This is a genomic window from Pseudomonas sp. GX19020 (genome assembly GCF_023371075.1).
Lineage (GTDB): Bacteria > Pseudomonadota > Alphaproteobacteria > Rhodobacterales > Rhodobacteraceae > Pseudogemmobacter.
Genome location: NZ_JAMCCR010000013.1, coordinates 23,897 through 45,694, shown reverse-complemented (window position 1 = coordinate 45,694; position 21,798 = coordinate 23,897). Strand labels below are relative to the sequence as shown.

The following is a 21,798-nucleotide window of genomic DNA, read 5'->3' as shown; positions in this document are numbered from 1 at the left end:
ACATGCAAGCGGCGGATCAGTCACGATCCGCCATTTGGGTCCAGATGCCGCCTGCCTCATGGCTGTCGGCGCAGGCCTCGACAAAATCCATGCCTCTGAGCCCGTCTTCGACCCCGGAAAGCCGCGTCAGGGCCTGGCCCAGATCGCGCCCCGAGCGGCGGGCGGCAATCACAATCCCGGCCTCGGCGTAAAGATTGGCCCAGGCATCCGTCAGGGTCTCGCCATGGCCGCGCGGCAGATGGATCAGCGCTTCGGCGGCTCCGCGGATGCCCTGGGCCGCGCCCCGGCGGAAAATGCGTTCCTCGGCCTCCGCTGGCGTGAAGCGCAGCTCTTCGGGTTTCTCCTGATCCCAGTTCAGCGCGCCCTTGTCGCCCCAGACCCGGATCCGCAGCGCGCAATATTGCCCGACCGCCGCATTGGAAAGCTGCATCGTCGCCGGCGCGCCATTGCTGAGTTTCAGCCCGATATGGGCAGTGTCCGGCTGCGGTTTCGCGCCCCCACAGACGAACATATCCGCGCGCAGGCGGGCGACATCCAGCCCCGTCACGCTGTGCAGCAGGTGATAGGCATGGGTGCCGATATCCCCCACGATCGAGCTTCGGCCCACCCGTTTCGGATCCTGCCGCCAGGGCGCGCCATCCGGGGTTTGCGCCGCCAGGTTCCAGTCCTGGAGATATTCGACATGCACCTGCGTGATGCGACCAAGCGCGCCTTCATCGACCAAAGCGCGGGCCTGCCGCACCATCGCGTGATGCGAGAAAGGATAGGTCATGGTCAGGCTGATGCCGGTGCGCTTTTGCACCGCGACAAGCGCCTCGGCTTCCGCAAGCATCGCCGTCATTGGCTTATCAAGGATCACATCGATCCCGGCCTCGAGAAAGGCAATCGCCACCGCCGCATGGCTGTCATTCGGGGTGCAGATCGCGACCGCGTCGATGCCATCCGGGCGGGCAGCCTCGGCCCGGGCCATTTCGCGGTAATCGGTATAGCTGCGATCCGCCGGAATCACCCAATCCGCCGCCGAGAGCGCTGCATTTTCGGGGCGCGACGACAGCGCCCCTGCCACAACGTCAAAATGGTTGGACAGGCGGGCGCCCGAGAAATGCCAGCTGCCCACAAGCCCGCCGCGCCCGCCGCCCACAAAGCCAAGGCGAAGGCGCCGCCCCAGAGGGGGCTGACGCAGATTGCTTCTGTCCGTAAAGCTCATCGCTTTTCCTTAAATCGTGCCGCCGAGCGAGGATTCCAGTTCGGCCAGTTCCTGCCCGCCTGCCATCATATCCTGCAGCCGCGCGGCATCGACATCGCCCTTGGTCGCGGTGCCCAAAGTCTGGCCCCGGTTCAGCACGGTGAAACGATCCCCCACCGCCATCGCATGGCGTACGTTATGGGTGATGAAGACAACGCCGATGCCCTGCTTTCTGACCCGGTCAATGGTGCCAAGCACATTCGCGGTCTGGCGCACGCCCAGAGCCGAGGTTGGCTCGTCCAGGATCAGCACCTTCGCGCCAAAATAGACGGCGCGGGCAATGGCGACGGTCTGACGTTCCCCCCCGGAAAGGGTGCCCACCGCCTGATCGGGGCCGCGCAGGTTGATCCCCATCTTCTTCATCTCGGACATGGTGACCTCTTCGGCCTTTTTCATATCGAGATTTCGGAAGGGCCAGATGCCTTTCTCCGGCTCGCGCCCCATCCAGAAGTTGCGCACGACCGACATCAGCGGGATCATCGCGAGGTCCTGGTAGACGGTGGCGATCCCGGCACCCATCGCGTCACGCGGGGATTCAAACGTAATGGGTTTGCCTTCGATCACCATCGTGCCCGAGGACGGGCGGTGCACGCCCGACATCGTCTTGATGAAGGTCGATTTCCCGGCGCCGTTATCGCCCAGCAGACAATGGCATTCGCCAGCCGTGACGTCGAAGGACACCCCGTTCAGCGCGATCACATGGCCGAAATGCTTCTTGATATTGCGCATTTCCACGATTGGAGTCGTCATCAGCGTTCTCCCGTGATGATGCGGCGGATATAGGTGTTCATGATCACGGCGACCAAAAGGATCGCCCCGAGGAAGACGCGGAAGAGCGAGCTTTCGGCATTGGCGAAGAACAGACCCTGTTGCACGACCCCGAAGATCACCGCCCCAAGTGCTGCGCCGATCACCGATCCGTAACCGCCGGTCAGAAGCGCCCCCCCGATCACCACACAGATGATTGCCTCAAACTCTTTCAGCATGCCGCGATCCGCCGCGGCCGAGCCGAATTCCATCACCTGGCAGGTGGCGAAAACACAGGCGCAAAAGGCCGAGAACATGAACATCGAGATCTTGACCCGGTTCACCGGCACGCCGACATAGCGTGCGGCCTGGGCATCACCGCCGGCAGCAAAGATCCAGTTGCCGAATTTGGTGCGGGTCAGCAGCAGATGGCCAAGGATGACCAGCGCCAGCGCCCAGACGATCAGCATCGGAATTCCGTCAACCACCGGCTGCCCGGCACGCGAGCCACGGGTAAAAGTTGCAATCCAGCCCGCCTCGCCCATCCAGCTGAAAAACCCGGTCAGGATCTTGCCGCCAAAGACCGGCGCCAGCCAGTCGCCCTGGGCTTTTTCGGCTACGCCGCCAATGATGGTCTGGCGGGTGAAATAGACCGAGCCCCAGATGGTCAGGCCCCGCAGGATGAAGAGGAATGCGAGCGTCACGATGAACGAAGGCAGCCCGGTCTTGACCACGAGCCAGCCATTCAACGCCCCGATCAGCATGCAAAAGGCAAAAGTGAACAGGATCGCCGCCCAAAGCGGCCAGCCCATATGCACCGACAGGATCGCCATGACCGTGCCGGAAAAGCCGATCATAGAGCCGGTCGAGAGGTCGAATTCGCCTGCGATCATCAACAGGCAGGCGCCGACCGCAATGATCATGAACTGCGCGGAAACCACGGTCCAGTTCATGATACCTTCGGCCCGGAACATGCCGGAATCGCCGGCAATGGCCCCGAAAAGCAGGAAGACAAGGACGGTGCCGCAGATGCCGCCCAGTTCAGGCCGGATCAGCGCGCGGCGCCAGGGCGAGACGGTTTTGACGCGCTCGTCTTTATGAGCCTGGACGGCTTCTGTCATTTGGATAATCCCCACAGGTAAAACGGGCCGGGTGCGTTATGTGCCCCGGCCCTTGCACCAGGTCAGCGATATTCGCCGGCGAGCGACTCGACGAAATCGATATTCTCTTTGGTGACGAAGCCCGGCCCCGTGAAAACCGAGTTCGACGGTGCCACGCCGTAGCGGACATAGGCCGTCAGCACCTGGATCGGCACCGAGCCTTGCAGGAAGGGCTGCTGGTCGATGGCGAAATTGATGGTTCCGTCTTTGATCCCGGCCGAGATTTCCGATGACAGGTCAAAGGTGCCGAAATAGATCTCGCCATCAAGGCCGAGTTCTTTCACCGCGCGGATCGACGGCTCGGCCGAGTTCGGGCCAAGGGTCAGGATCGCGCCGGTATCGGGGTTCGCGGTCAGATAGGCTTTGACCTTATTGGCGACTTCCGACGGGTCCATGCCGGAATCGATCATCTGGCTGCCCAGTTCCTGGCCGATCCCGTCAGCAAAGCCACGGCAGCGTTCGACCGATTGCGGGTTGGTGATATAGTGGTTGACGCAAAGGAAGGTGGTGATCCCGGCCTCTTTCGCGCGCTCGCCTGCGCCGAGACCCGCCTCATATTCCGGCTGACCAACATGGAGCAGCGCGCCAAGTTTCTTGCTTTCCTCGACGGTGCCCGAATTCACGGTGACGACCGGAATCCCCTTGGCGACGGCGTCTTTGATCGGGCCTTCCAGCACATTGTAGTCGGCGATGGTGACGATGATGCCGTCGACATCGGCGGCGGCGGCCTGCTGCACGATCCGCGCCATATCGGCGAGGTCGCCGGTCGCGGGGTTACGGTATTCGGTGTTCACACCCATCTGTTCATTGGTGACCTTGATCGCATTCTTGATCACGTTGAACCAGCTGTCGCTGTCCGGGCCATGGCTGATCCAGACGAATTGCTCGCCCTCTGCCTTTGCAGAGCTGACCATAGCGGTCACCGCAAGAACCGCCCCGATGGCGACCGATCTCAGCATTGATTTCATTATGGTAGTCCTCCCTTTGCGGCTTCCCTCTGTGACCGCCGGAAGCCATGGCGGATTCTGGTTTGTCGGGTGCTAGGGTCGGCGTTTTGCCTCCTGCGCGTCCAGCGCTGCGTCGAGCTTTGCCGCATCCCACGCCTCGGCCACAGCCTGGGCCAGCAGATCCTGCTGCGTCGGCGGCGCGAGACCGCCAATCGGCGGATCGGTGTCGAGATTGGTCGGGAAGGGATAACCATCCGCCGTGGCCGCGATCACCGCATGCCGCCCCTCGGGCGAAAGCGCTGCGAGATGCGGGAAAACGGCGCGGCACATCGCGGTGCGGTCAATTGCCTCCATATGGCGGGCAAAGGCGCTGGCGGTCTGGATCAGGTTGACCATCCGCACGACGTCAGAGGTCTTGTTTTCGCCCGCCGCATGGAACAGGGCCGGGCTGAAAAAGATAGCATCACCCTTTTCCAGCGGCAGCTGAACGTGATGCTCTTCGAAATACTCACGGAACGCGGGCCGGGTGGCGGCAATATAGCCCTGCAGGAAACGCTGCGAATGCGGCAGCAGTTTCGTGGTGCCACTTTCCACCGGCATATCGCAATGCGCGACACCGCCCTGCAGGATCAGCGTCGGGCCGGTGGCATGGATATGATCGGGATAGTCCGCCATCTGCTCAGGCGACATGAAACCGAGGTGATAGTCGCGATGCGGGGCCTGTGCCTTACCGCCGGGGCGGACCTGGTTCACCTGGGTCGCGATCTGATAGCCCGGCCCAAGCCAGGCGCGGCAGGCAATGTCGATCACCGGATTGGCCATATAGCGCGCATAAACCGCCGGATCATGCAGGCAGAGCTTTTGCAGGCTGTTCCAGATCCGGTCATTGGCGCCGGCTTTGGCGAAATGGTCGCCGGCCGCGACGCCGGCCGCACGTTCGTGCGCGATGATGGCGCGGAACGCGTCCGAGGCCGCATCAATCGCACCTTTGTCGGCAAAGGCGTTTTTAACCACGAAAACGCCGGCACCTTCGCCGATCACCCGCGCCCATTCGCGCGAGATCCCGGCGCTGACACGCGCGCCATCATAGATCGGAATGTTCTTTTCAATCGCAATGGCCGAGGGGCAATGCGCAATGGTGGTCACCGTCTCCACCTGAGCGCGAAACTCTTCAAGACTGATCTCGGGGACCAAATCCTTCACGATGCTCTCCCTTCATCGTCGACCTGTCGGATCAGGTGGCAGGACATCAGCCGACCATGCCGGCCCCGCGCCCTGACGCGATGCCGGTTGTCTGCTTTTGTAAAATTGCAACCTGAATACTTTGGCAATATTGATTGCAGAAATTTGAGTGTGTCAACCTATAATTCAGAAATCTGCCCTGATCCCGACAGATCTATCTGCCGCGCGGGCGGGGTTTTGACCTGAAAAATTTACTTATCTATTTGTATTATTTGTACTATATTGAAAAATCCGGAGCACCCTGCCCCCGGGGCAGTAGTGGCTGCTCCGATTGCGGACTTGCAATTTTCCTTGCAGAAAATTGCCGCCGCCAGGCCCCGATCTTTGATTCGATCCGCCGCAAAGCTCTCTCAGACCTGCATCCTGACAGCGGGCGCAGGGCCCATTGCAACCTGCAGCTGTCAGATACTCTCGGGCAGGATCAGCCGCATCGGCAGGAAAACCTGTGCCTGCCCCTCCGCTGCCGCCTCGCCTTTGACCGCCTGACGGGCAAGAGTGACCAGCGTGGTGCAGATCTCGCGCAATGGCGTGTCGATCACGAGCGAGACAATCCCCTCGGCCATCGCGCGCCTGGTGGTCTCGGTCAGTTCATTGGCAATCACATCGATCTCGCCATGGCGGCGCTCTTCCCGTACGGCGCGGATCACGCCATTTCGCCCGCCGCCGCAGCAATAGATGCCACAAAGCGATTTATGCCGTGCCATCAGCGCAATCGCCGCTTCATAGGTCAGATCATCCGTGTCGAGATTGACCTGGGTGTCGAGCAGGACCAGATCCGGCCGCTCGCGGCGGATATAGCTGCGAAACCCGGTCTCGCGCAGCTCATGCCCATGCCAGAGCTGGCCGCCGACAAACAGCGCGAGCGCGCCCCCTGCCCCTTTGGGAACGCCCCGCGCCAGCATCGCCGCTGCCACCCGCCCGACCTTGAGATTATTGACCCCCAGATAGGCATGACGCACCCCCTGGGCGAGGTCGGATAAAAGCGCGATCACCGGGATGCCTGCGGCACGCAGATCGGCCACCGCCTCGGTCACGCGCGGATGATCCACGGCGACGAGCCCAATCGCCTGGACCTTTGGGGCAAGCCGTTCCAGCGCGGCAATGGTGGCGGCAGGGCTGGAATTGGCGGCATATTCGGTCACGATACGCAGCCGCAGCCCGGTTTCAGCAAGGGCTGCCGCTTCAGCCTCGGCCTGGAACTGGCGATAGAAGTCCGGCTCGGTCGGCAAAAGCACCAGGCCGATGGTCAGGCTCTCCTGCGCGCCGATCAGGCGTTTCTCCAGCAACGGCGCGGCATGAAATCCCATCTCGCGGGCGATTTCGAGCACATGCACCGCCGTCGCCCGCCTCACCGTACTGCGACCGTTCAGCACCCGGTCGATCGTGGCGGTGGACACCCCCGCAGCCTGGGCGAGATCGGTGATTGTCACACGTTTGCGCATCGATAAAATCCATCAAAAACCATCATTACCCATCACCATTCTGATGTGAATTGCAATAAACGAATCCGAAAACCGGCAATTTTCGTTGCAATACCATCGGGAGAGGCCACAGGTCTGAGATCAGAGACCGTCGCTGTACCGGAGGGGAATCACGTTATGAGCCATACCAACCGCGATTACGCGCTGCTCGGGCGCGATGCCAGGCTGGCCGAGGAGATCGGCCTTGTCTCTGCCCAGTGGTATCATACCGACCTGCCACGCAAGGTGATGAAAGAGCTGATGACACGGTCGGATCAGCCCGCGATCCGCGACACGATCATCCTGTTTGGCGTGATGATCGCCTCGGCGGCAATGGGCATCTGGCTCTGGCCCTCCTGGTGGTCCGCACCCTTCTGGCTGATTTACGGCGTGCTCTATGCCTCGGCCATGGACAGTCGCTGGCATGAATGCGGCCATGGCACGGCCTTCAGGACGCGCTGGATGAATGATGCGGTTTATCATGTCGCCTGCTTTTGTATGATGCGCAATCCGGTGACCTGGCGATGGAGCCATACCCGCCACCACACCGACACGATCATCGTCGGCCATGACCCCGAGATCATCGCGATGCGCCCGGCGGTCGTCGCCCGGCTGATCCTGAATTTCTTCGGAATATTCGAGCTTTGGGGCAATGCAAAAACCACGCTGCAGCTGATCGCCGGCTATATGCCGGAAACCACGAAATCCTTCGTGCCGGAACCCGAACGCAAACGCGCCTTCCTGATCGCCCGCAGCTGGGCCGTGATCTATCTGGGCGTCGCGGCGCTGGCCTGGTGGATGCAGTCGATCCTGCCCTTCATGGTCGTAGGTCTGCCGATCCTTTTTGGCAGCTGGCATATGGTGATGACCGGCTACATGCAGCATCTGGGGCTGGCGGAAAATGTGCTCGACCACCGGCTGAATTCGCGCACCGTCTATGTGAACCCCATCTCGCGCTTCATTTACTGGAACATGAATTTCCATGTCGAACATCACATGTTCCCGATGGTGCCCTATCACGCCCTGCCCCGGATGCATGAGCTGGTGAAACATGACATGCCGCCCGCGCATCCCTCGATCCTTTCGGCCTATCGCGAGATCATCCCGACCCTGATCCGCCAGTTCAAGAACCCGGACTGGTTCGTCAAGCGCGAGCTTCCGGCCAGCGCCCAGCCCTACCGCGCCGAATATCACGGCGATCTGGAACCTGGCGCCCCCACCCCCGGCATCGCAGGCTATGACGCGCAGGCGCGCCCGATTGCCGCCGAATAGCCCTGCCGGACACCTGCTCCCATCCCGCCCGATTGCCAGATATCTCCGAAGGAGAAGACATGCCCTGGATTGCCGCCTGTTCTGCCGATGACATCGACAACGAAGACCTGATCCGCTGGGATCACGCCGGTCGCAGCTATGCGATCTATCGCAGCCCCGATGATGATTATTTCTGCACTGATGGCTTTTGCACCCATGAGGCGATCCATCTCGCCGATGGGCTGGTGATGGATTACGTCGTCGAATGCCCCAAACATAACGGCCAGTTCGACTATCGGAGTGGCGAGGCGGTGCGGCTGCCGGCCTGCAAGAACCTCAACACCTGGCAGACCCGGGTTGAAAACGGCCAGGTCGAAATCCTGATCGACTGAGATCACCCACAGAAATCCCCGGGGGACATCATGGTTCAGAAAAGCACAAGACCGACGGTTGCCGATATCCGCGCGATGAAGGCACAGGGGCGCAAGCTCTCGATGCTGTTCGTCACCACGCCGGATGAGGCGGCGGCGGCAGCGGCGGCGGGGGTCGACCTCCTGTCGATCGAGGGGCAGTATTTCACGCCCGGGATGCGTGAGGCGGCAGGCGACTGCTTTGTGCAGATCGGCCTGCCCTATGGCCCCGCCGGAGATCTGGTGACCGCCGAGGATTACCTGCGCACCGCTTTTCATTTCACCAAAATCGGCGGCGATTGCTTTTATTGCGCGGCGTCTTTGCAGATCCAGAAAGCGCTTTGTGACAACCACGTGCCGGTCGTCGGCCATGTCGGGCTGATCCCGTCGCAAGCGACCTGGACCGGGGGCTTCCGCGCGGTCGGCAAGACCGCCGCCAGCGCCCGTGCGGTCTGGGATCACGTCAAACGGCTGGAAGAGATCGGTTGTTTCGGTGCCGAACTTGAGGTGGTCCCGGTCGAGGTGGCCCGGATCATCACCCGGCATTCCCCGCTGGTCATGCTCGGGATGGGGGCGGGCCCCTATGCCGATGCGCAATATCTCTTTGCCGAAGATGTGCTGGGCTATACCCAGGGTCATAAGCCGCGCCACGCCAAAAGCTACCGCAATTTCGCCGCCGAATTCGCGCGGCTGCAAGAGGAACGCATTGCGGCCTTCCGCGAATTTGTCGCGGATGTGAACAAGGGCGCCTATCCCGCCCCACATCACAATGTCATCGATAACGAGGCCGAACTTGCCGCCTTCCGTGCGGCGGTCGGGTTGTGACATCTTGCAGCCCTGACTTGTCTGAGCCTGCACCGCAATTACCGATTGCCAACATATGTCATTGGCAATCCGTATTGCATTTCCCGCAGATCTTGATATGCCGGTGCTGTCAGAAACGGCTGTGTGCCGGGAAGCCACCGCCGCTCTGATATCCGGGGGGATTGCATCAAAGACCTGATCTCAGCGCGAAAGGCTCTGCCTCTTGCGCCGGTGAAAGCTGCCCGCTGAGCCGCGGCGGCAGGTTGGCGGCGCGTCTTTGCGGGTCGGGCCCCGGCTTGGGCTCCGGTCCGGGAGAAAGGGTAGGATATGAAGCGATCTGCGACGGGCGGCGGGCTTGAAATCCGCAATGTTACACATTTCTACGGGCCGAACCGGGTGCTTGCGGGCATCAATCTCACCGTGCGACCGGGTGAGGTCGTGGCGCTGGCAGGCGAGAATGGCGCCGGAAAATCGACCCTCATGCGGATCATCGGCGGCTATCAGGCGCCGGGTTCGGGAACGGTCCACTGGCAGGGCAATCCGGTTCCCGCCGATCTGCACCGCGCGGAAACGATGGGCATCACGCTTGTCCACCAGGAATTCGCGCTGATCCCTGATATGAATGTCGCCGAAAATATCCATCTCGGGCGCGAGCCTGGCCGGTTCGGCGTGGTCAATCGCCGAAAAATGCGCGACCAGGCCGCAGCCGCGCTGAAGCTTTTGCGCGCGAGTATCCACCCCGAGGCCGCGATGCGCGATCTGCCGGTGGCAAGCTGGCAGGTGGTTGAACTCGCCAAGGCCTTTGGCGCAGGCCCCGCACTGTTGCTGATGGATGAACCCACCGCCGTTCTGGGCCGCGAGGAGACTGCCGCGCTCTTTGACCGCATCCGCGCCTTCCGCGCGGCAGGTGGCGCGGTGATCTTCACCTCGCACCGGCTGGACGAGGTCCGCGAGATCGCCGACCGGGTCACGGTTCTGCGCGATGGCACCATTACGATGGAACGCCCCACTGCCGACGTCTCGGAACATGACATCGCGACCGCCATGGTCGGGCGCGAGATCTCCGACCTCTTCCTGCCCCGCAGCCCGGCGCCTGTCGCCGCACCGGTGCTGGAGGTCGAGGGGCTGGAAGTTCCGCGCGAGATCGGTACCCCGATACGGGATGCGGGTTTTGCCCTGCATCCGGGCGAGATCCTCGGCGTGGCCGGCCTCGTCGGATCGGGCCGCACCGAGATGTTCGAGGGCCTTGTTGGTCTGCGCCCCGCCCGGGCGCGCCGTTTCACCCTGCGCGGCGAAACGCGCGCGCTGCCGAAAAGCCGCGAGGCCTGGGCGAAGGGCATCGCCTATCTGACCGAGGATCGCAAAAGCCGGGGCCTGCTGCTTGAGGCCAGCCAGATCGTCAATGCCGATCTGACGCTGGGTGCCCTGTCAGGCGGGCCGCTGCTTGATCCCGCGGGCGAGCGCGCGCGCTATGCGAAGGCGCGCGAGACATTTGACATCCGCTCGGCCAATCCGCTGATCCCGGCGGGGCGGCTCTCGGGGGGCAACCAGCAGAAACTGCTGCTGGCGAAAACGCTGGCAAGCCAGCCGGGCATCGTCATCCTCGACGAGCCGACCCGCGGGGTCGATATCGGTGCGAAAGCCCAGATCTACCGGCTGATTGCCGGGCTCGCCGCCGAAGGCCGCGCCGTCGTCGTGATCTCATCAGAACTCCCCGAGCTGATCGGCCTGGCCCATCGCATCCTCGTCATGGATCGCGGCCGCATCGCCGGCACCATCCGCCAGCCCGAGGGCGGCCAGGTGAGCGAGGCCGATATCCTGCGCCTCGGCCTTGGCCTTTCCACCGTTTCAGAAAAGGAAATCCCCGCATGAGCGACGCAACCCTCGATCCCGCCGCTACGCCGCTGCGCCAGAGGATTGGCCAGCTCGGGCCGCTGATCGCGCTGATCCTGCTGGTGATCCTCGGCGCCCTGTCCAGCGAAACCTTTCTGACGACCGAGAATGTCCTCAATGTGCTGACCCGGTCCTCGATCATCGGGATCATCGCGATCGGCGCGACTTTTGTGATCACCGCGCGCGGGCTTGACCTGTCGGTCGGGGCCATGGCCGCGCTGGTCGCGGGGCTGGGCATCATGGGGATGAACTGGTTTCTCGCCCATATGTCGCCGATGGCGGCGCTGGTCACCGGCATGACCCTCGCGCTGGTGATCGGGATGCTGGCGGGGCTTCTGAATGGCTCGCTGGTGGTGTTTGCCCGGATCGAAGCCTTCATCGTCACCCTTGGCACCATGGGCATCATGCGCTCGCTGGTGACCTGGATGTCGGATGGCGGCTCGATCTCGCTCGATTTCGCACTGCGCGATGCCGGGCGCGGGTTGTACTATGGCGCCGTGCTGGGGATCCCGGTGCCGGTGATCATCTTCGCGGTGCTGGCGGCTCTGGGCGAATTCGTCATGACCCGGATGCGCTTTGGCCGCCATGTCACCGCCATCGGCTCGAACCCGGATGTCTCGCGCTATTCCGCGATCCCGGTGAATGGGGTGCGGCTCGCGACCTATGTGCTGCAAGGCGCCTGCGTCGGGCTGGCGACGCTGATCTATGTGCCGCGCCTTGGTGCCGTCACGCCCTCGACCGGCATGTTGTGGGAGCTGGAGGCAATTGCCGCCGTCATCATCGGCGGCACTGCGCTGGCAGGCGGTTTTGGCCGCGTCTGGGGCACGGTGGTCGGCGTGCTGATCCTTGGCCTCGTGGCCAATATCCTCAACCTCACCTCGTATTTCAGCCCGCATCTGAATGGCGCCTTCCAGGGCACCATCATCGTCATCGCCGTCCTGCTGCAACGCAGGCGCAGCGGCATCTGAGTTTTTCAACCGGAGGAGACCTCAATGAAAGCCCAACTTTCCCGCCGCAATATGCTGGTGGCATCGGCTGCGGGCATGGCGCTGCCGCTGGCCGCCATGCCCGCCCGCGCACAAGAGAAAGTCGCGAAAATCGGCATCGCGATCCCGGCCGCCACCCATGGCTGGACCGGCGGCCTGAACTACCATACCGAGCGCACCGTCAAATCGCTGCAGGCCGCCTTCCCGCAGCTTGATTTCGTGGTGACCACCGCCGGCGACGTCCAGGCCCAGGTGAACAATGTTGAAGACCTGATCGCCCAGGGCATCAATGCGCTGGTGATCCTGCCGATGGAAAGCGATCCGCTGACCGAGCCGGTCAAAGCGGCCAAGGCCCGTGGCATCTTTATCACCGCCGTTGACCGTGGCCTGTCAGAGCCGGGCGTCGAAGATCTCTATGTCGGCGGCAACAATCCGCAATATGGCAAAATCGCTGCCGATTACTTCAGGGGCAAGCTGCCCAATGGCGGCAAGATCGTCGTCATGCGCGGCATTCCGACCGCCATCGACAATATCCGCATCGAGGCCTTCAATGCCGCGCTTGAAGGGTCGGGGATCGAAGTTCTCGACATGCAATATGCCAACTGGAACCCCGATAAGGGGTTCGAAGTGATGCAGGATTTCCTCACCCGTTTCCCCGAAATCGACGGGGTCTGGGCCGGTGACGATGATGCAGCGCTTGGCGCCAAGGCGGCTATCGAACAGGCCGGCCGCGCAGAAGGCATGAAGCTGCTGGGGGGATCGGGGATGAACCGGGTGATCAAACAGATCATGGATGGCGACGCGCTGATCGACGCAGATATCTTCTACCCGCCGACCCTGATCATCCCGGCAATCTCGGTCACTGCCGCGCGCTACGCGGTGCAATCGCCGGTTCATGGCATCTACACGCTCGACAGCCCGCTGATCACCGCTGAGAACGCGGCGGAGTATTACTTCCCCGACAGCCCCTACTGAACCTGTCCGAAACGCAAAGGGCGCGGGATCTTTCCCGCGCCCTTTTTCGTTGCCATCGCATCACTTCATGAGGAATTCGACAGCCGGATCCGCCACGAAGCGCCAATTGCGGCGCGGGCCTGCCATGACGTTGAGGTAGTAAAGCTCGAACCCATGGGGTGCGCCGCAGGGGTGATGGCCGCGCGGGACCAGCACCACATCGCCATCCTTCACCGCAATCACCTCATCAAACTGCCCGTCATCGGTATAAACACGCTGAAAGGCGAAGCCATCGCCAGGGTTCAGCCGGTGGTAATAGGTCTCTTCCAGATAGGTGATGCGGGGGAAATCGTCCTCGTCATGGCGATGGCTGGGATAGGACGACCAGTTGCCGGCGGGAGTATAGACCTCGGTCACCAGCAGGCTGTCACAGACGTCATGCATCTCCATCGCGATATTGTTCACGAGCCGCAGATTGCAGCCCGATCCGCGCTCGGTCAGGGTAATGCCATCGGGGCCAAGCCGGCGCGCCGGGTAATTGCCCTTGCCGGGTGCGGCACAGACCGCGATGGTACAGGCGGTCTCGGCCACCGCGCGCCAGTCATGCCCCGGCGGCACATAAAGGCTGTGCGGCGGCGTCTTTTCAAAGACATTCATCCGGTCGCCAAGCACACCCCAGTCCTGGCCCGCAGCGGTGAAAGCGGCCTTGCCCTCGACCATAACCAGGATCACCTCATCCGTGCCCGTCGCTTCCGCCGCCGTCTCGCCCGGCCGCAGCCGGTAGAGCGAAAAGCCGACATAGCGCCAGCCGGCCGAGGCGGGGGTGACCTGATGCACCTTGCCCGTGGTGCCGAAGGGTTTCAGTTGCAATTGGCTCATGGATACAATTCCTGTCACTGGCGCAGGCGCGGGCATCAGCCGGCGCTGTCGCGCCTTGCCTGATCCCAGATGTCACACAGCCGGCTGTAGCGCGCCGTCATGTCAGCAACCGCCCCGGCGTCATCTGTTTTACCTTCCATCCAGGACCTTGCCACATCGCCGAAAATCGACCGTCCGACAGCAAAGCCCCGGACCAGCGGCTGCGCCGCCGCGACGCGGAAGCTCGCGGCCAGTTCGGCCTCGGGCGCATCAAGACCGAGGATCACGATGCCGCGCGTATTGGGGTCGTTTTCCCCGATGGCGGCGACGGCATTGGCCCAGGCCCTGGCCGTCTTCATCGGTTCAAGCTTCCACCAGTCGGGGAAGACGCCCAGATCATAGAAGCGGCGGATGATCGTGGCCGTGGTCATGTCATCCACCGGCGCCACTTTGGAGGGGATCACCTCCAGCAGGAATTCCAGCCGGTTGCGTCGCGCCGCAGCGAAAAGACGCTTCACGACATCCTCCTGCCGGGCCCAGGTCGCAGCATCGTCATCGGGGTGGCAGAAACACAGAACCTTGACGACATGGTCCAGCGGCCATTCCGACAGACCGCCGTAATCCGCCCCGATCTCGGGCTCGAGGCTCAGGGGGCGCGAGCCCGGCCATTCCACCGGCCGCCCGACCCAGAGGCCAGTGCCTGCCGAGGCATGCAGCGCCGCTTTGCCAAGCCGGTTGTCGCAGAGAATGCCATAGCCCGGCCGATCCGCCTGGACCCCGCGTGCGGCCTCAAGGCACAGCTCTTTGAAGGCGCCTATTTTCGCGGGTGTCGCGCCTTGCATCTGTTCCAGCTGCATCCGGTGATCAAAGGCAAAGACGCGGATGTCCCGCCAGGGGTTGCCCCGCGTCTCACCCCGCAGGGAGCGGCGGTTGGTCGACCAGTGGATCTGTTCCAGTTCCGGGTCGTTTCTCAGATCCGGCCGGATCACGCCGCGACCCAGGAAAAATTCCAGCTCGGCCAGCGAGGGATAGGCCGGCGCACAGCCATGGCGCGACACCGCGAAAGCCCCGCAGGCATTGGCATATTCCAGCGCGCGCGGCCATTTCTCATCATCCAGCCAGCCTTTCAGCAGGCCCGACATGAACCCGTCACCCGCGCCCAGCACGTTGAACACCTCGATCGGGAAGCCAGGCCCGGTCTCGCCCGCATCAAGGCTGTCCGGCACCGGGCCGGTGAACGCCACCGCCCCCGCCGCACCCCGTTTGCACACCAGCGTGGCAGTGCTCAGCGCCCTGACCGCGCGCAAAGCGGTGATCGTATCGGTCGAGCCGCCCGCGATGTGGAATTCTTCCTCGGTCCCGACGATCAGGTCGAAGAGATGCAGCGTGGTTTGCAGTTTCGCCGTCACCTCGGCGCTTTCGACGAAGCGGCTTTCGCCGTCACCATGGCCCGCTACACCCCAGAGGTTCGGGCGGTAATCGATATCCAGCGCTGCCCGCGCGCCATGCTGGCGGGCCAGAGCCAGCGCCTTCAGCACCGCCGCCTTGGTGCGCGGATGCGAAAGATGGGTGCCGGTCGCAACCACCGCGCGGGTATCCGCAATCAGCGCCTCGTCGATATCATCCTCGCACAGCGCCATATCGGCGCAGTTTTCGCGGTAGAAGATCAGCGGGAACTGATGTTCATCGCGGATCCCCAGCAGAACCAGCGCCGTCAGCCGTTCCGGGTCGGTCACCACGCCGCGCGTATCGACGCCTTCGCGCGCCAGCTCTTCGCGCAGGAACCGGCCCATATGTTCAGCGCCGACCCGGGTGATCAGCGCAGATTTCAGCCCCAGCCGCGCCGTCCCCACCGCCATATTGGTGGGGGATCCGCCGACATATTTCTGAAACGAGCCCATGTCTTCCAGCCGTCCCCCCGCCTGACCGCCATAAAGGTCGATGGAGGACCGGCCAATGGTCACGAGGTCCAGCTTTTTCGTCATCTCACAAACCCCCTCCCCCGGGGTGAACTCCTGGTCTCAAACGGCAACAGGCGTGATCCAGGGCTGATCATCCGCCTCATGGCTGTCGACAACCGCCTCGACAAAGGCGACACCCTTTACCCCGTCCCGGATCAGCGGAAGGTCCTGGCCGATGGGCGCAGGCGCGCGGCCTTCTGCCCGGGCGCGGATCGCTTCGGCAAAGCCGAGATAAAGATTGGCGAAGGCCTCGAGATAGCCTTCGGGATGGCCCGGAGGCGTGCGGGTACGCGCCTTCGCCGCCGGTGACAGATCACCCGCACCGCGTTTGAGCGTCTGCACGCGGCCCTCAAGCGGGGTCAGGATCAGCTCATTGGGCTGTTCCTGATACCAGGCGAGCGAGCCTTTCCCGCCAAAGACCCGGATGCGGACACCGTTGGAATTGCCAATGGCGACCTGGCTCGACCACAAAAGCCCGCGTGCGCCGCCCTCATAGCGCAGCATCACATGCGCGTTGTCATCAAGCGAACGACCGTTCACAAATGTCGCCAGATCCGCCGTCAGCGATTGCAGCCGCAGCCCGGTGACAAAGCCCGCGAGGTGATAGGCATGGGTGCCGATATCGCCGATGGAACCACCGCGCCCGTTCTTCTTCGGGTCGGTCCGCCAGGCGGCCTGGGCATTGCCCTGGGCCTCAATCGCCGTCGCCATCCATTCCAGCGGATATTCGACCTGCACTGTCCTGACCGCGCCGATCTCACCGGCCGCGACCCGCGCACGGGCCTCATGCACCATCGGATAGCCGGAATAGGTATAGGTGACGCCGATGAAAACACCGCGCACCCGGGCGAGTTCCTCCAGCGCCAGCGCCTCTTCCAGCGTGGCGGTCAGTGGCTTTTCACAGATCACCGCGACGCCCGCTTCGATCAGCGCCTTCGCCATCGGGTAATGGGTGAAATTGGGCGTACAGATCGCCACCGCATCGACGCGGTCCGCACGGGCAATTTCTCCCGCGATCAGCTCCTGATAGGTCCCGTAGCTGCGATCTTCAGCGATGCCCTGGCTTTGCGCGAAAGCCCTGCCCTTTGAGGGATCTGCGTCAAATGCCCCCGCCACCAGCACCCAGGCACCATCCAGCCGCGCCGCAAGGCGGTGGATATTGCCGATATAGGCCCCTTCCCCCCCGCCAATCATTCCAAGCCGCAATTGCCGCGTCATGCTTCCCCCAGCCCGAGCATCGCCCGGTTGGCTGCCCGGTCTGCACCGGATTTCACGAAATCATCAAAGGCCCGATCCGAGACGCGGATGATGTGGTCTTTGATGAACTGAGCCCCCTCGCGCGCGCCGTCTTCGGGGTTTTTGATGAAACATTCCCATTCCAGAACCGCCCAGCCGTCAAAGCCGTAAGTGGACAGCTTCGTGAAGATGGCCCCAAAATCGACCTGACCATCGCCGGGGCTGCGGAAGCGGCCCGCGCGTTTCGCCCAGGGCATATAGCCGCCATAGGCGCCGGATTTGCCATCCGGGCGGAACTCGGCATCCTTCACATGGAAGGTGCGGATACGCTCATGGTAATGGTCAATAAACGCGAGATAATCCATGCCCTGCAGCACCAGATGGCTCGGGTCATACATCAGATTGGCTCGGGGATGGCCCTTCACCTTGCCAAGAAAATATTCCCAGGAATGGCCGTCATGCAGCTCTTCCATCGGGTGGATTTCATAGCAGACATCCACGCCATGCGCGTCGAAATCGTTCAGGATCGGCGTCCAGCGGCGGGCAAGTTCGTCAAAACCCTCTTCCACCAGCCCCTCGGGCCATTGCGGATAGGGGTAGAGGTAGGGCCAGAGCAGAGCGCCGGAGAATGTCACATGCCGGTCGATCCCGAACCGCTGCGAGGCCCGCGCCGCGAAGCGAAGCTGTTCCTCGGCCCAGGCGCGCCGCCGCGCCGGGTTGCCACGCACATGCGCGGGTGCGAAGGCGTCCAGCACCCCGTCATGTGCGGGATGCGCCGCCACCAGCTGCCCGGTGATATGCGAGGCAAATTCGGTGATTTCCAGCCCGTGATCGGCCAGCAGGCCCTTGATCTCATCTCGGTAAGCGTCCGAGGTCGCGGCCTTTTCCATATCGATCAGCCGCGTCTCCCAGGTCGGGATCTGCACGCCCTTGAAACCCTTCTCCGCCGCCCAGGCCGCGAGGCCCGGCAGCGTATTATAGGGCGCGTCATCCGCAGCAAACTGCGCAAGAAAGACCCCTGGTCCTTTGATCGTGCGCATCGCTCAACCCTCCAGCGCGCCCGCAGGCACGGGTGCGTCGTCATAGCCGCCATAGACCGACTGATCGAAGGGGATCACCGCGCCTGTCATCATGCCGCCATCGTCCGAGGCCATCCAGAGCACCGCCTTCGCGACCTCTTTCGGGTCAAGGATCCGGCCAAAGGGCTTGGCCGCCGCCGCCCGGTCGATGAAATCGGGATCGCCGGTTTCTGACAGCACCAGCGCCCGTTCATGGTCCGAATTCATCCAGCCGATATCGAGCTGGTTGATATGGATCTTATGCCGCATAAGCGCGAAACCGGCATGGCGGGTCAGGGTCGAAAGCGCACCTTTCGAAGTCGAATAGGGCGCGAGGAAAGGCTGGCCCGCCAGCCCCGACATCGAACCGATATTGACCACACGGCCTTCGATCCCTTCGCGGATCATCACCTTTGCCGCGTCCTGGATCAGGAAGAACGGCGCGCGGGTATTGACCGCGATCATGCGGTCAAAGAGCTCCGGCGAGGTATTCAGCATATTGCCGCGATCCGTCAGACCCGCCGCATTGACGAGGATGTCGACCCGGCCGAAACGCTTGTCAGCCGCAGGGACGATTCTGGCCACATCGTCGATATTGCCAAGGTCTGCGAGCACCAGCTCGACCGGCACACCGGTCGCCTCAAAGATGGATTTGGCGACCGCACGACCCTTTTCCTCGCCGCGCCCGACGATGACGATCCCCGCTGCACCGGCCTCGGCAAAGAGCCGGGCAATCGCCGCGCCAAGGCCCTGGGTGCCGCCGGTGACAATCGCGACCTTGCCGTCGATCCGGTTCATTTCGCCACCTCATAGCCGGCGGCGGCCATGACGCGCATCAGCTCTTTATGGCCCTTCACTGCCATTTCCAGCGGCGGCGAGACCTTCGGATCCTGCTCTGCCTCGACGACGAACCAGCCCTCATAGCCTTTCGAGGCCAGCGCTTTCACAATCGCCTCAAAGTCCAGAGAACCATCGCCCGGCACGGTAAAGGCACCCTTGATCACCGCATCAAGGAAGCTCTCTTTCGTACGGTCCAGGCCGTCAATCACCGATTTCCGGATGTCCTTGGTGTGGACATGGGTAAACCGCGCATGGTGGTTGTCGATCACCCGCATCAGATCGCCGCCCGCGAAGGCGAGGTGACCGGCATCAAACAAGAGCGGCACAGAAGAATGCTTCAGGAAGAGATCAATCTCCGGCTCGGTCTCGACCACCGCCGCCATATGGTGGTGATAGGAGATCGGCATCCCCTGTTTCGCGCACCAGTCGGCAAAATCGCTCATCTTGCGACCGTAAGCCTCCATCTCGGGCTCAGTCAGCTTCGCCTTGGTCGCAAGTGGGGCCGAGCGCACACCCTGGATCGAGCGCGCGGTCTCGCCATAGACGATGCAGGGTGCTTTGGCGGCGATGAAAAAGGCCATCTGTTCCGCGATACGGTCCTTCTCGACCTCAATATCGCCGTCGACCAGCAGACCCGAGAACCATCCGCCACAGACCGAGATTCCGAAGCGGTCCAGGATAGGCCCAAGCTCTGCCATATCCATCGGGAAGCGGCGGCCGGTCTCCATGCCGGTAAAGCCCGCGACCGAGGCCTGGCGCAGACATTCCTCAAGGCTCACATCATCCGACAGTTCCGCGAGGTCGTCATTCCACCAGGCAATCGGGGCAATTCCAAGTTTCGCTTTCATGGTATCAGACCCCGATACGCTGCTGTTTGCGGATTTTTTCCTGGTTCGCACGGGCGGTGCGGACCGATTCAAAGGTCGAGACCTCGGGCACGCCGACATCCCAGTCGGCATCACCCGGCGTCCAGGTCCAGGCATCGGTGACAATCGACAGCACCGTCACGCCGTCCTGGTCGTATGCCCATTCCAGAGCCGCCGGCAGGTCGGCCAGACTTTCGACATGTTTCGCCGCCGCACCCATTGATTTGGCATGGGCGACGAAATCGACATGCAGCGGGTTGTTGCGATCCCGGATGCGGCAGTCTTTCAACAGGTTATTGAAACCCGGCACGCCTTTGGCCTGTTGCAGCCGGTTGATCACCGCATAGCCGCCATTGTCGCAGACGATCACGATCATCTTATGGCCGGTCAGTGCTGCGGAATAGATGTCGGAATTCCCCATCATATAGGTGCCGTCACCCAGCATCACGATGGGCGTGCCGCCGGTGCCGCCAGGACCTTCCTGCGCCATGGCCGCGCCCCAGCCCGCCGGGATCTCATAGCCCATGCAGGAGAAGCCAAATTCGCAATCAAAGGTATGCGGGTCCTTGACCCGCCAGCCTTTGACCACCTCACCCGGCAGACCACCAGCTGCGGTGACGAGCGTATCACCCGGACGCGCCGCCTGGTTCACCACATTGACGACCTGCTGATAGGACGGCACCGCTGCATCCGTCGGGGCCTGGAGGCTGTCGAGGAGCCCGTTCCATTCCGCAAAGAGCTTCTTGCCGCGCGTCAACAGGCCCGCGTCAGCCTTCCAGCTGCCAAGTGCCGCGTCGAGCTCCAGAATACCTTCCTTCGCATCGCCCACGACCGAGAGCGCCCGATGCTTGATCGCATCGAACCGCGCCGCGTTCAGCGAGATGAACTGCGCTGATTTCGAGAATGCCGTCCAGGAGCCGGTGGTGAAATCCTGCAGCCGGGTGCCGATAGCAAGGATCACGTCCGCCTCGCGCGCCAGCTCATTCGCCGAGGTCGAGCCGAGGATGCCCACGGGGCCAATATGCACCGGATGGTCATGGGTGAAGGCGCCCTTGCCGGCCACGGTTTCCACAACCGGGATACCGCGTTTGGCGGCGAAATCGGCCAGCGCCTGTTCGGCACGGCTATAGCGCACGCCACCGCCCGAGATGATCAGCGGCAGTTTCGCGCCTTTCAGCACTTCGGCAGCTTGCGCCACCGAATCGCGGTCGGGGCGCGGACGCGGGATCTTCCAGACTTTGGGTTCAAAGAAGACTTCCGGGTAATCATAGGCCACTTCCTGGGTGTCCTGGGCCAGACCGATGAAAGCCGGGCCGCAATCGGCAGGGTCCAGCATCACGGCCACGGCCTGGGGCAGCGACTGGATGATCTGTTCGGGCAAAACAATGCGGTCCCAGTAGCGCACCACCGGCTTGAACGCGTCATTCACGGTGATCGAGGGGTTGCTGTAATGCTCCACCTGCTGCAGCACCGGGTCAGGGACGCGGTTCGCGAATGTATCCCCCGCGATCAGAAGAACCGGCAGCCGGTTCGCCATCGCCACACCCGCCGCCGTGATCATATTGGCCGCACCCGGGCCAATGGAGGTCGCCGCAACCATCAGCTGACGGCGCTGTTTCGCTTTCGCGAATCCAATCGCAGCGAGCGCCATCGACTGCTCATTCTGCCCGCGCCAGGTCGGAAGCTGATCCTGCACCACCTCAAGCGCCTCGGAGAGGCAAGTCACATTGCCATGGCCGAAGATGCCGAAAACACCTGCGAAAAGCGGAACACGTTGCCCGTCAATCTCGGTGAACTGGTTGCAAAGGTAACGAACAAGGGCCTGCGCCATAGTCAGGCGCACAGTAGATCCGGTCATCTCGCCTCCTCCTGCGGATGT

Annotated in this window: 19 protein-coding genes; 6 read left to right on the top strand and 13 right to left on the bottom strand. The window is 62.8% G+C overall.

All coding sequences use genetic code 11. The annotated features are described in order from the left end of the window. Window positions 1-16: 16 nt before the first annotated feature. From M3484_RS17585 to M3484_RS17560, 6 genes are all read right to left on the bottom strand, one after another. On the bottom strand, window positions 17-1,207 hold the full coding sequence (locus M3484_RS17585; RefSeq protein ID WP_249498555.1) for a Gfo/Idh/MocA family protein: 1,191 nt from the start codon (window positions 1,205-1,207) through the stop codon (window positions 17-19). A gap of 9 nt (window positions 1,208-1,216) precedes the next feature. Continuing rightward, a complete protein-coding gene (locus M3484_RS17580; protein WP_092902699.1) occupies window positions 1,217-1,996 on the bottom strand; it encodes an ATP-binding cassette domain-containing protein in 780 nt (259 codons plus the stop codon). Then, a complete protein-coding gene (locus M3484_RS17575; protein WP_092903099.1) occupies window positions 1,996-3,114 on the bottom strand; it encodes an ABC transporter permease in 1,119 nt (372 codons plus the stop codon). Before M3484_RS17575 ends, M3484_RS17580 begins: the two co-directional genes overlap by 1 nt. Window positions 3,115-3,176: 62 nt before the next feature. Beyond that, complete coding sequence (locus tag M3484_RS17570; protein WP_092902701.1) at window positions 3,177-4,121, bottom strand: sugar ABC transporter substrate-binding protein; 945 nt, start codon at window positions 4,119-4,121, stop codon at window positions 3,177-3,179. Window positions 4,122-4,193: 72 nt separating this feature from the next. Beyond that, a complete protein-coding gene (locus M3484_RS17565) occupies window positions 4,194-5,303 on the bottom strand; it encodes a phytanoyl-CoA dioxygenase family protein (RefSeq protein WP_249498554.1) in 1,110 nt (369 codons plus the stop codon). 440 nt (window positions 5,304-5,743) lie between these two features. Beyond that, window positions 5,744-6,784, bottom strand: coding sequence for a LacI family DNA-binding transcriptional regulator (locus tag M3484_RS17560; RefSeq protein ID WP_249498553.1), 1,041 nt, complete (start codon window positions 6,782-6,784; stop codon window positions 5,744-5,746). Window positions 6,785-6,940: 156 nt separating this feature from the next. Here M3484_RS17560 and M3484_RS17555 point away from each other — a divergent pair, with 156 nt between their 5' ends. The 6 genes from M3484_RS17555 (at window position 6,941) to M3484_RS17530 (ending at window position 13,121) form a co-directional block, all read left to right on the top strand. Then, the gene (locus M3484_RS17555) at window positions 6,941-8,074 is read left to right on the top strand and encodes a fatty acid desaturase family protein (RefSeq protein ID WP_249498552.1); all 1,134 of its coding nucleotides are present in this window, start codon (window positions 6,941-6,943) and stop codon (window positions 8,072-8,074) included. A 59-nt stretch (window positions 8,075-8,133) separates the two neighbouring features. Further along, window positions 8,134-8,445, top strand: a complete 312-nt coding sequence (locus M3484_RS17550; RefSeq protein ID WP_249498551.1) for a MocE family 2Fe-2S type ferredoxin — start codon at window positions 8,134-8,136, stop codon at window positions 8,443-8,445. 30 nt (window positions 8,446-8,475) lie between these two features. Continuing rightward, window positions 8,476-9,288 carry a 3-methyl-2-oxobutanoate hydroxymethyltransferase gene (locus M3484_RS17545; RefSeq protein ID WP_249498550.1) on the top strand — a complete coding sequence of 271 codons (813 nt, stop codon included), beginning with the start codon at window positions 8,476-8,478 and terminating at the stop codon, window positions 9,286-9,288. Between the two features lie 306 nt (window positions 9,289-9,594). Continuing rightward, entirely contained in the window at window positions 9,595-11,139 is a 1,545-nt protein-coding gene (locus tag M3484_RS17540; protein WP_249498549.1) for a sugar ABC transporter ATP-binding protein, read from the top strand. Beyond that, window positions 11,136-12,128, top strand: a complete 993-nt coding sequence (locus tag M3484_RS17535) for an ABC transporter permease (RefSeq protein ID WP_249498543.1) — start codon at window positions 11,136-11,138, stop codon at window positions 12,126-12,128. Before M3484_RS17540 ends, M3484_RS17535 begins: the two co-directional genes overlap by 4 nt. Window positions 12,129-12,152: 24 nt before the next feature. Further along, window positions 12,153-13,121 (top strand): substrate-binding domain-containing protein, encoded by a 969-nt coding sequence (locus tag M3484_RS17530; RefSeq protein ID WP_249498541.1) that lies wholly within the window; start codon window positions 12,153-12,155, stop codon window positions 13,119-13,121. Window positions 13,122-13,181: 60 nt separating this feature from the next. Here the strand turns inward: M3484_RS17530 and iolB are convergent, their stop codons facing one another. The 7 genes from iolB to iolD are packed head-to-tail and all read right to left on the bottom strand — an operon-like array spanning window position 13,182 to window position 21,777. Then, complete coding sequence (gene iolB / locus M3484_RS17525; RefSeq protein WP_249498539.1) at window positions 13,182-13,979, bottom strand: 5-deoxy-glucuronate isomerase; 798 nt, start codon at window positions 13,977-13,979, stop codon at window positions 13,182-13,184. A 35-nt stretch (window positions 13,980-14,014) separates the two neighbouring features. Continuing rightward, on the bottom strand, window positions 14,015-15,943 hold the full coding sequence (locus tag M3484_RS17520; RefSeq protein WP_249498537.1) for a bifunctional 5-dehydro-2-deoxygluconokinase/5-dehydro-2-deoxyphosphogluconate aldolase: 1,929 nt from the start codon (window positions 15,941-15,943) through the stop codon (window positions 14,015-14,017). 36 nt (window positions 15,944-15,979) lie between these two features. After that, window positions 15,980-17,137 (bottom strand): Gfo/Idh/MocA family protein, encoded by a 1,158-nt coding sequence (locus tag M3484_RS17515; RefSeq protein WP_249498535.1) that lies wholly within the window; start codon window positions 17,135-17,137, stop codon window positions 15,980-15,982. Continuing rightward, window positions 17,134-18,195 (bottom strand): sugar phosphate isomerase/epimerase family protein, encoded by a 1,062-nt coding sequence (locus M3484_RS17510; RefSeq protein WP_249498533.1) that lies wholly within the window; start codon window positions 18,193-18,195, stop codon window positions 17,134-17,136. The genes M3484_RS17515 and M3484_RS17510 overlap by 4 nt, the downstream gene beginning before the upstream one ends. A 3-nt stretch (window positions 18,196-18,198) precedes the next feature. Then, complete coding sequence (locus M3484_RS17505) at window positions 18,199-19,011, bottom strand: SDR family oxidoreductase (RefSeq protein WP_249498531.1); 813 nt, start codon at window positions 19,009-19,011, stop codon at window positions 18,199-18,201. Beyond that, window positions 19,008-19,901 (bottom strand): myo-inosose-2 dehydratase, encoded by an 894-nt coding sequence (iolE, locus tag M3484_RS17500; protein WP_249498530.1) that lies wholly within the window; start codon window positions 19,899-19,901, stop codon window positions 19,008-19,010. Before iolE ends, M3484_RS17505 begins: the two co-directional genes overlap by 4 nt. A 4-nt stretch (window positions 19,902-19,905) precedes the next feature. Next, window positions 19,906-21,777, bottom strand: a complete 1,872-nt coding sequence (iolD, locus tag M3484_RS17495) for a 3D-(3,5/4)-trihydroxycyclohexane-1,2-dione acylhydrolase (decyclizing) (RefSeq protein ID WP_249498525.1) — start codon at window positions 21,775-21,777, stop codon at window positions 19,906-19,908. Between the last annotated feature and the right edge of the window lie 21 nt (window positions 21,778-21,798).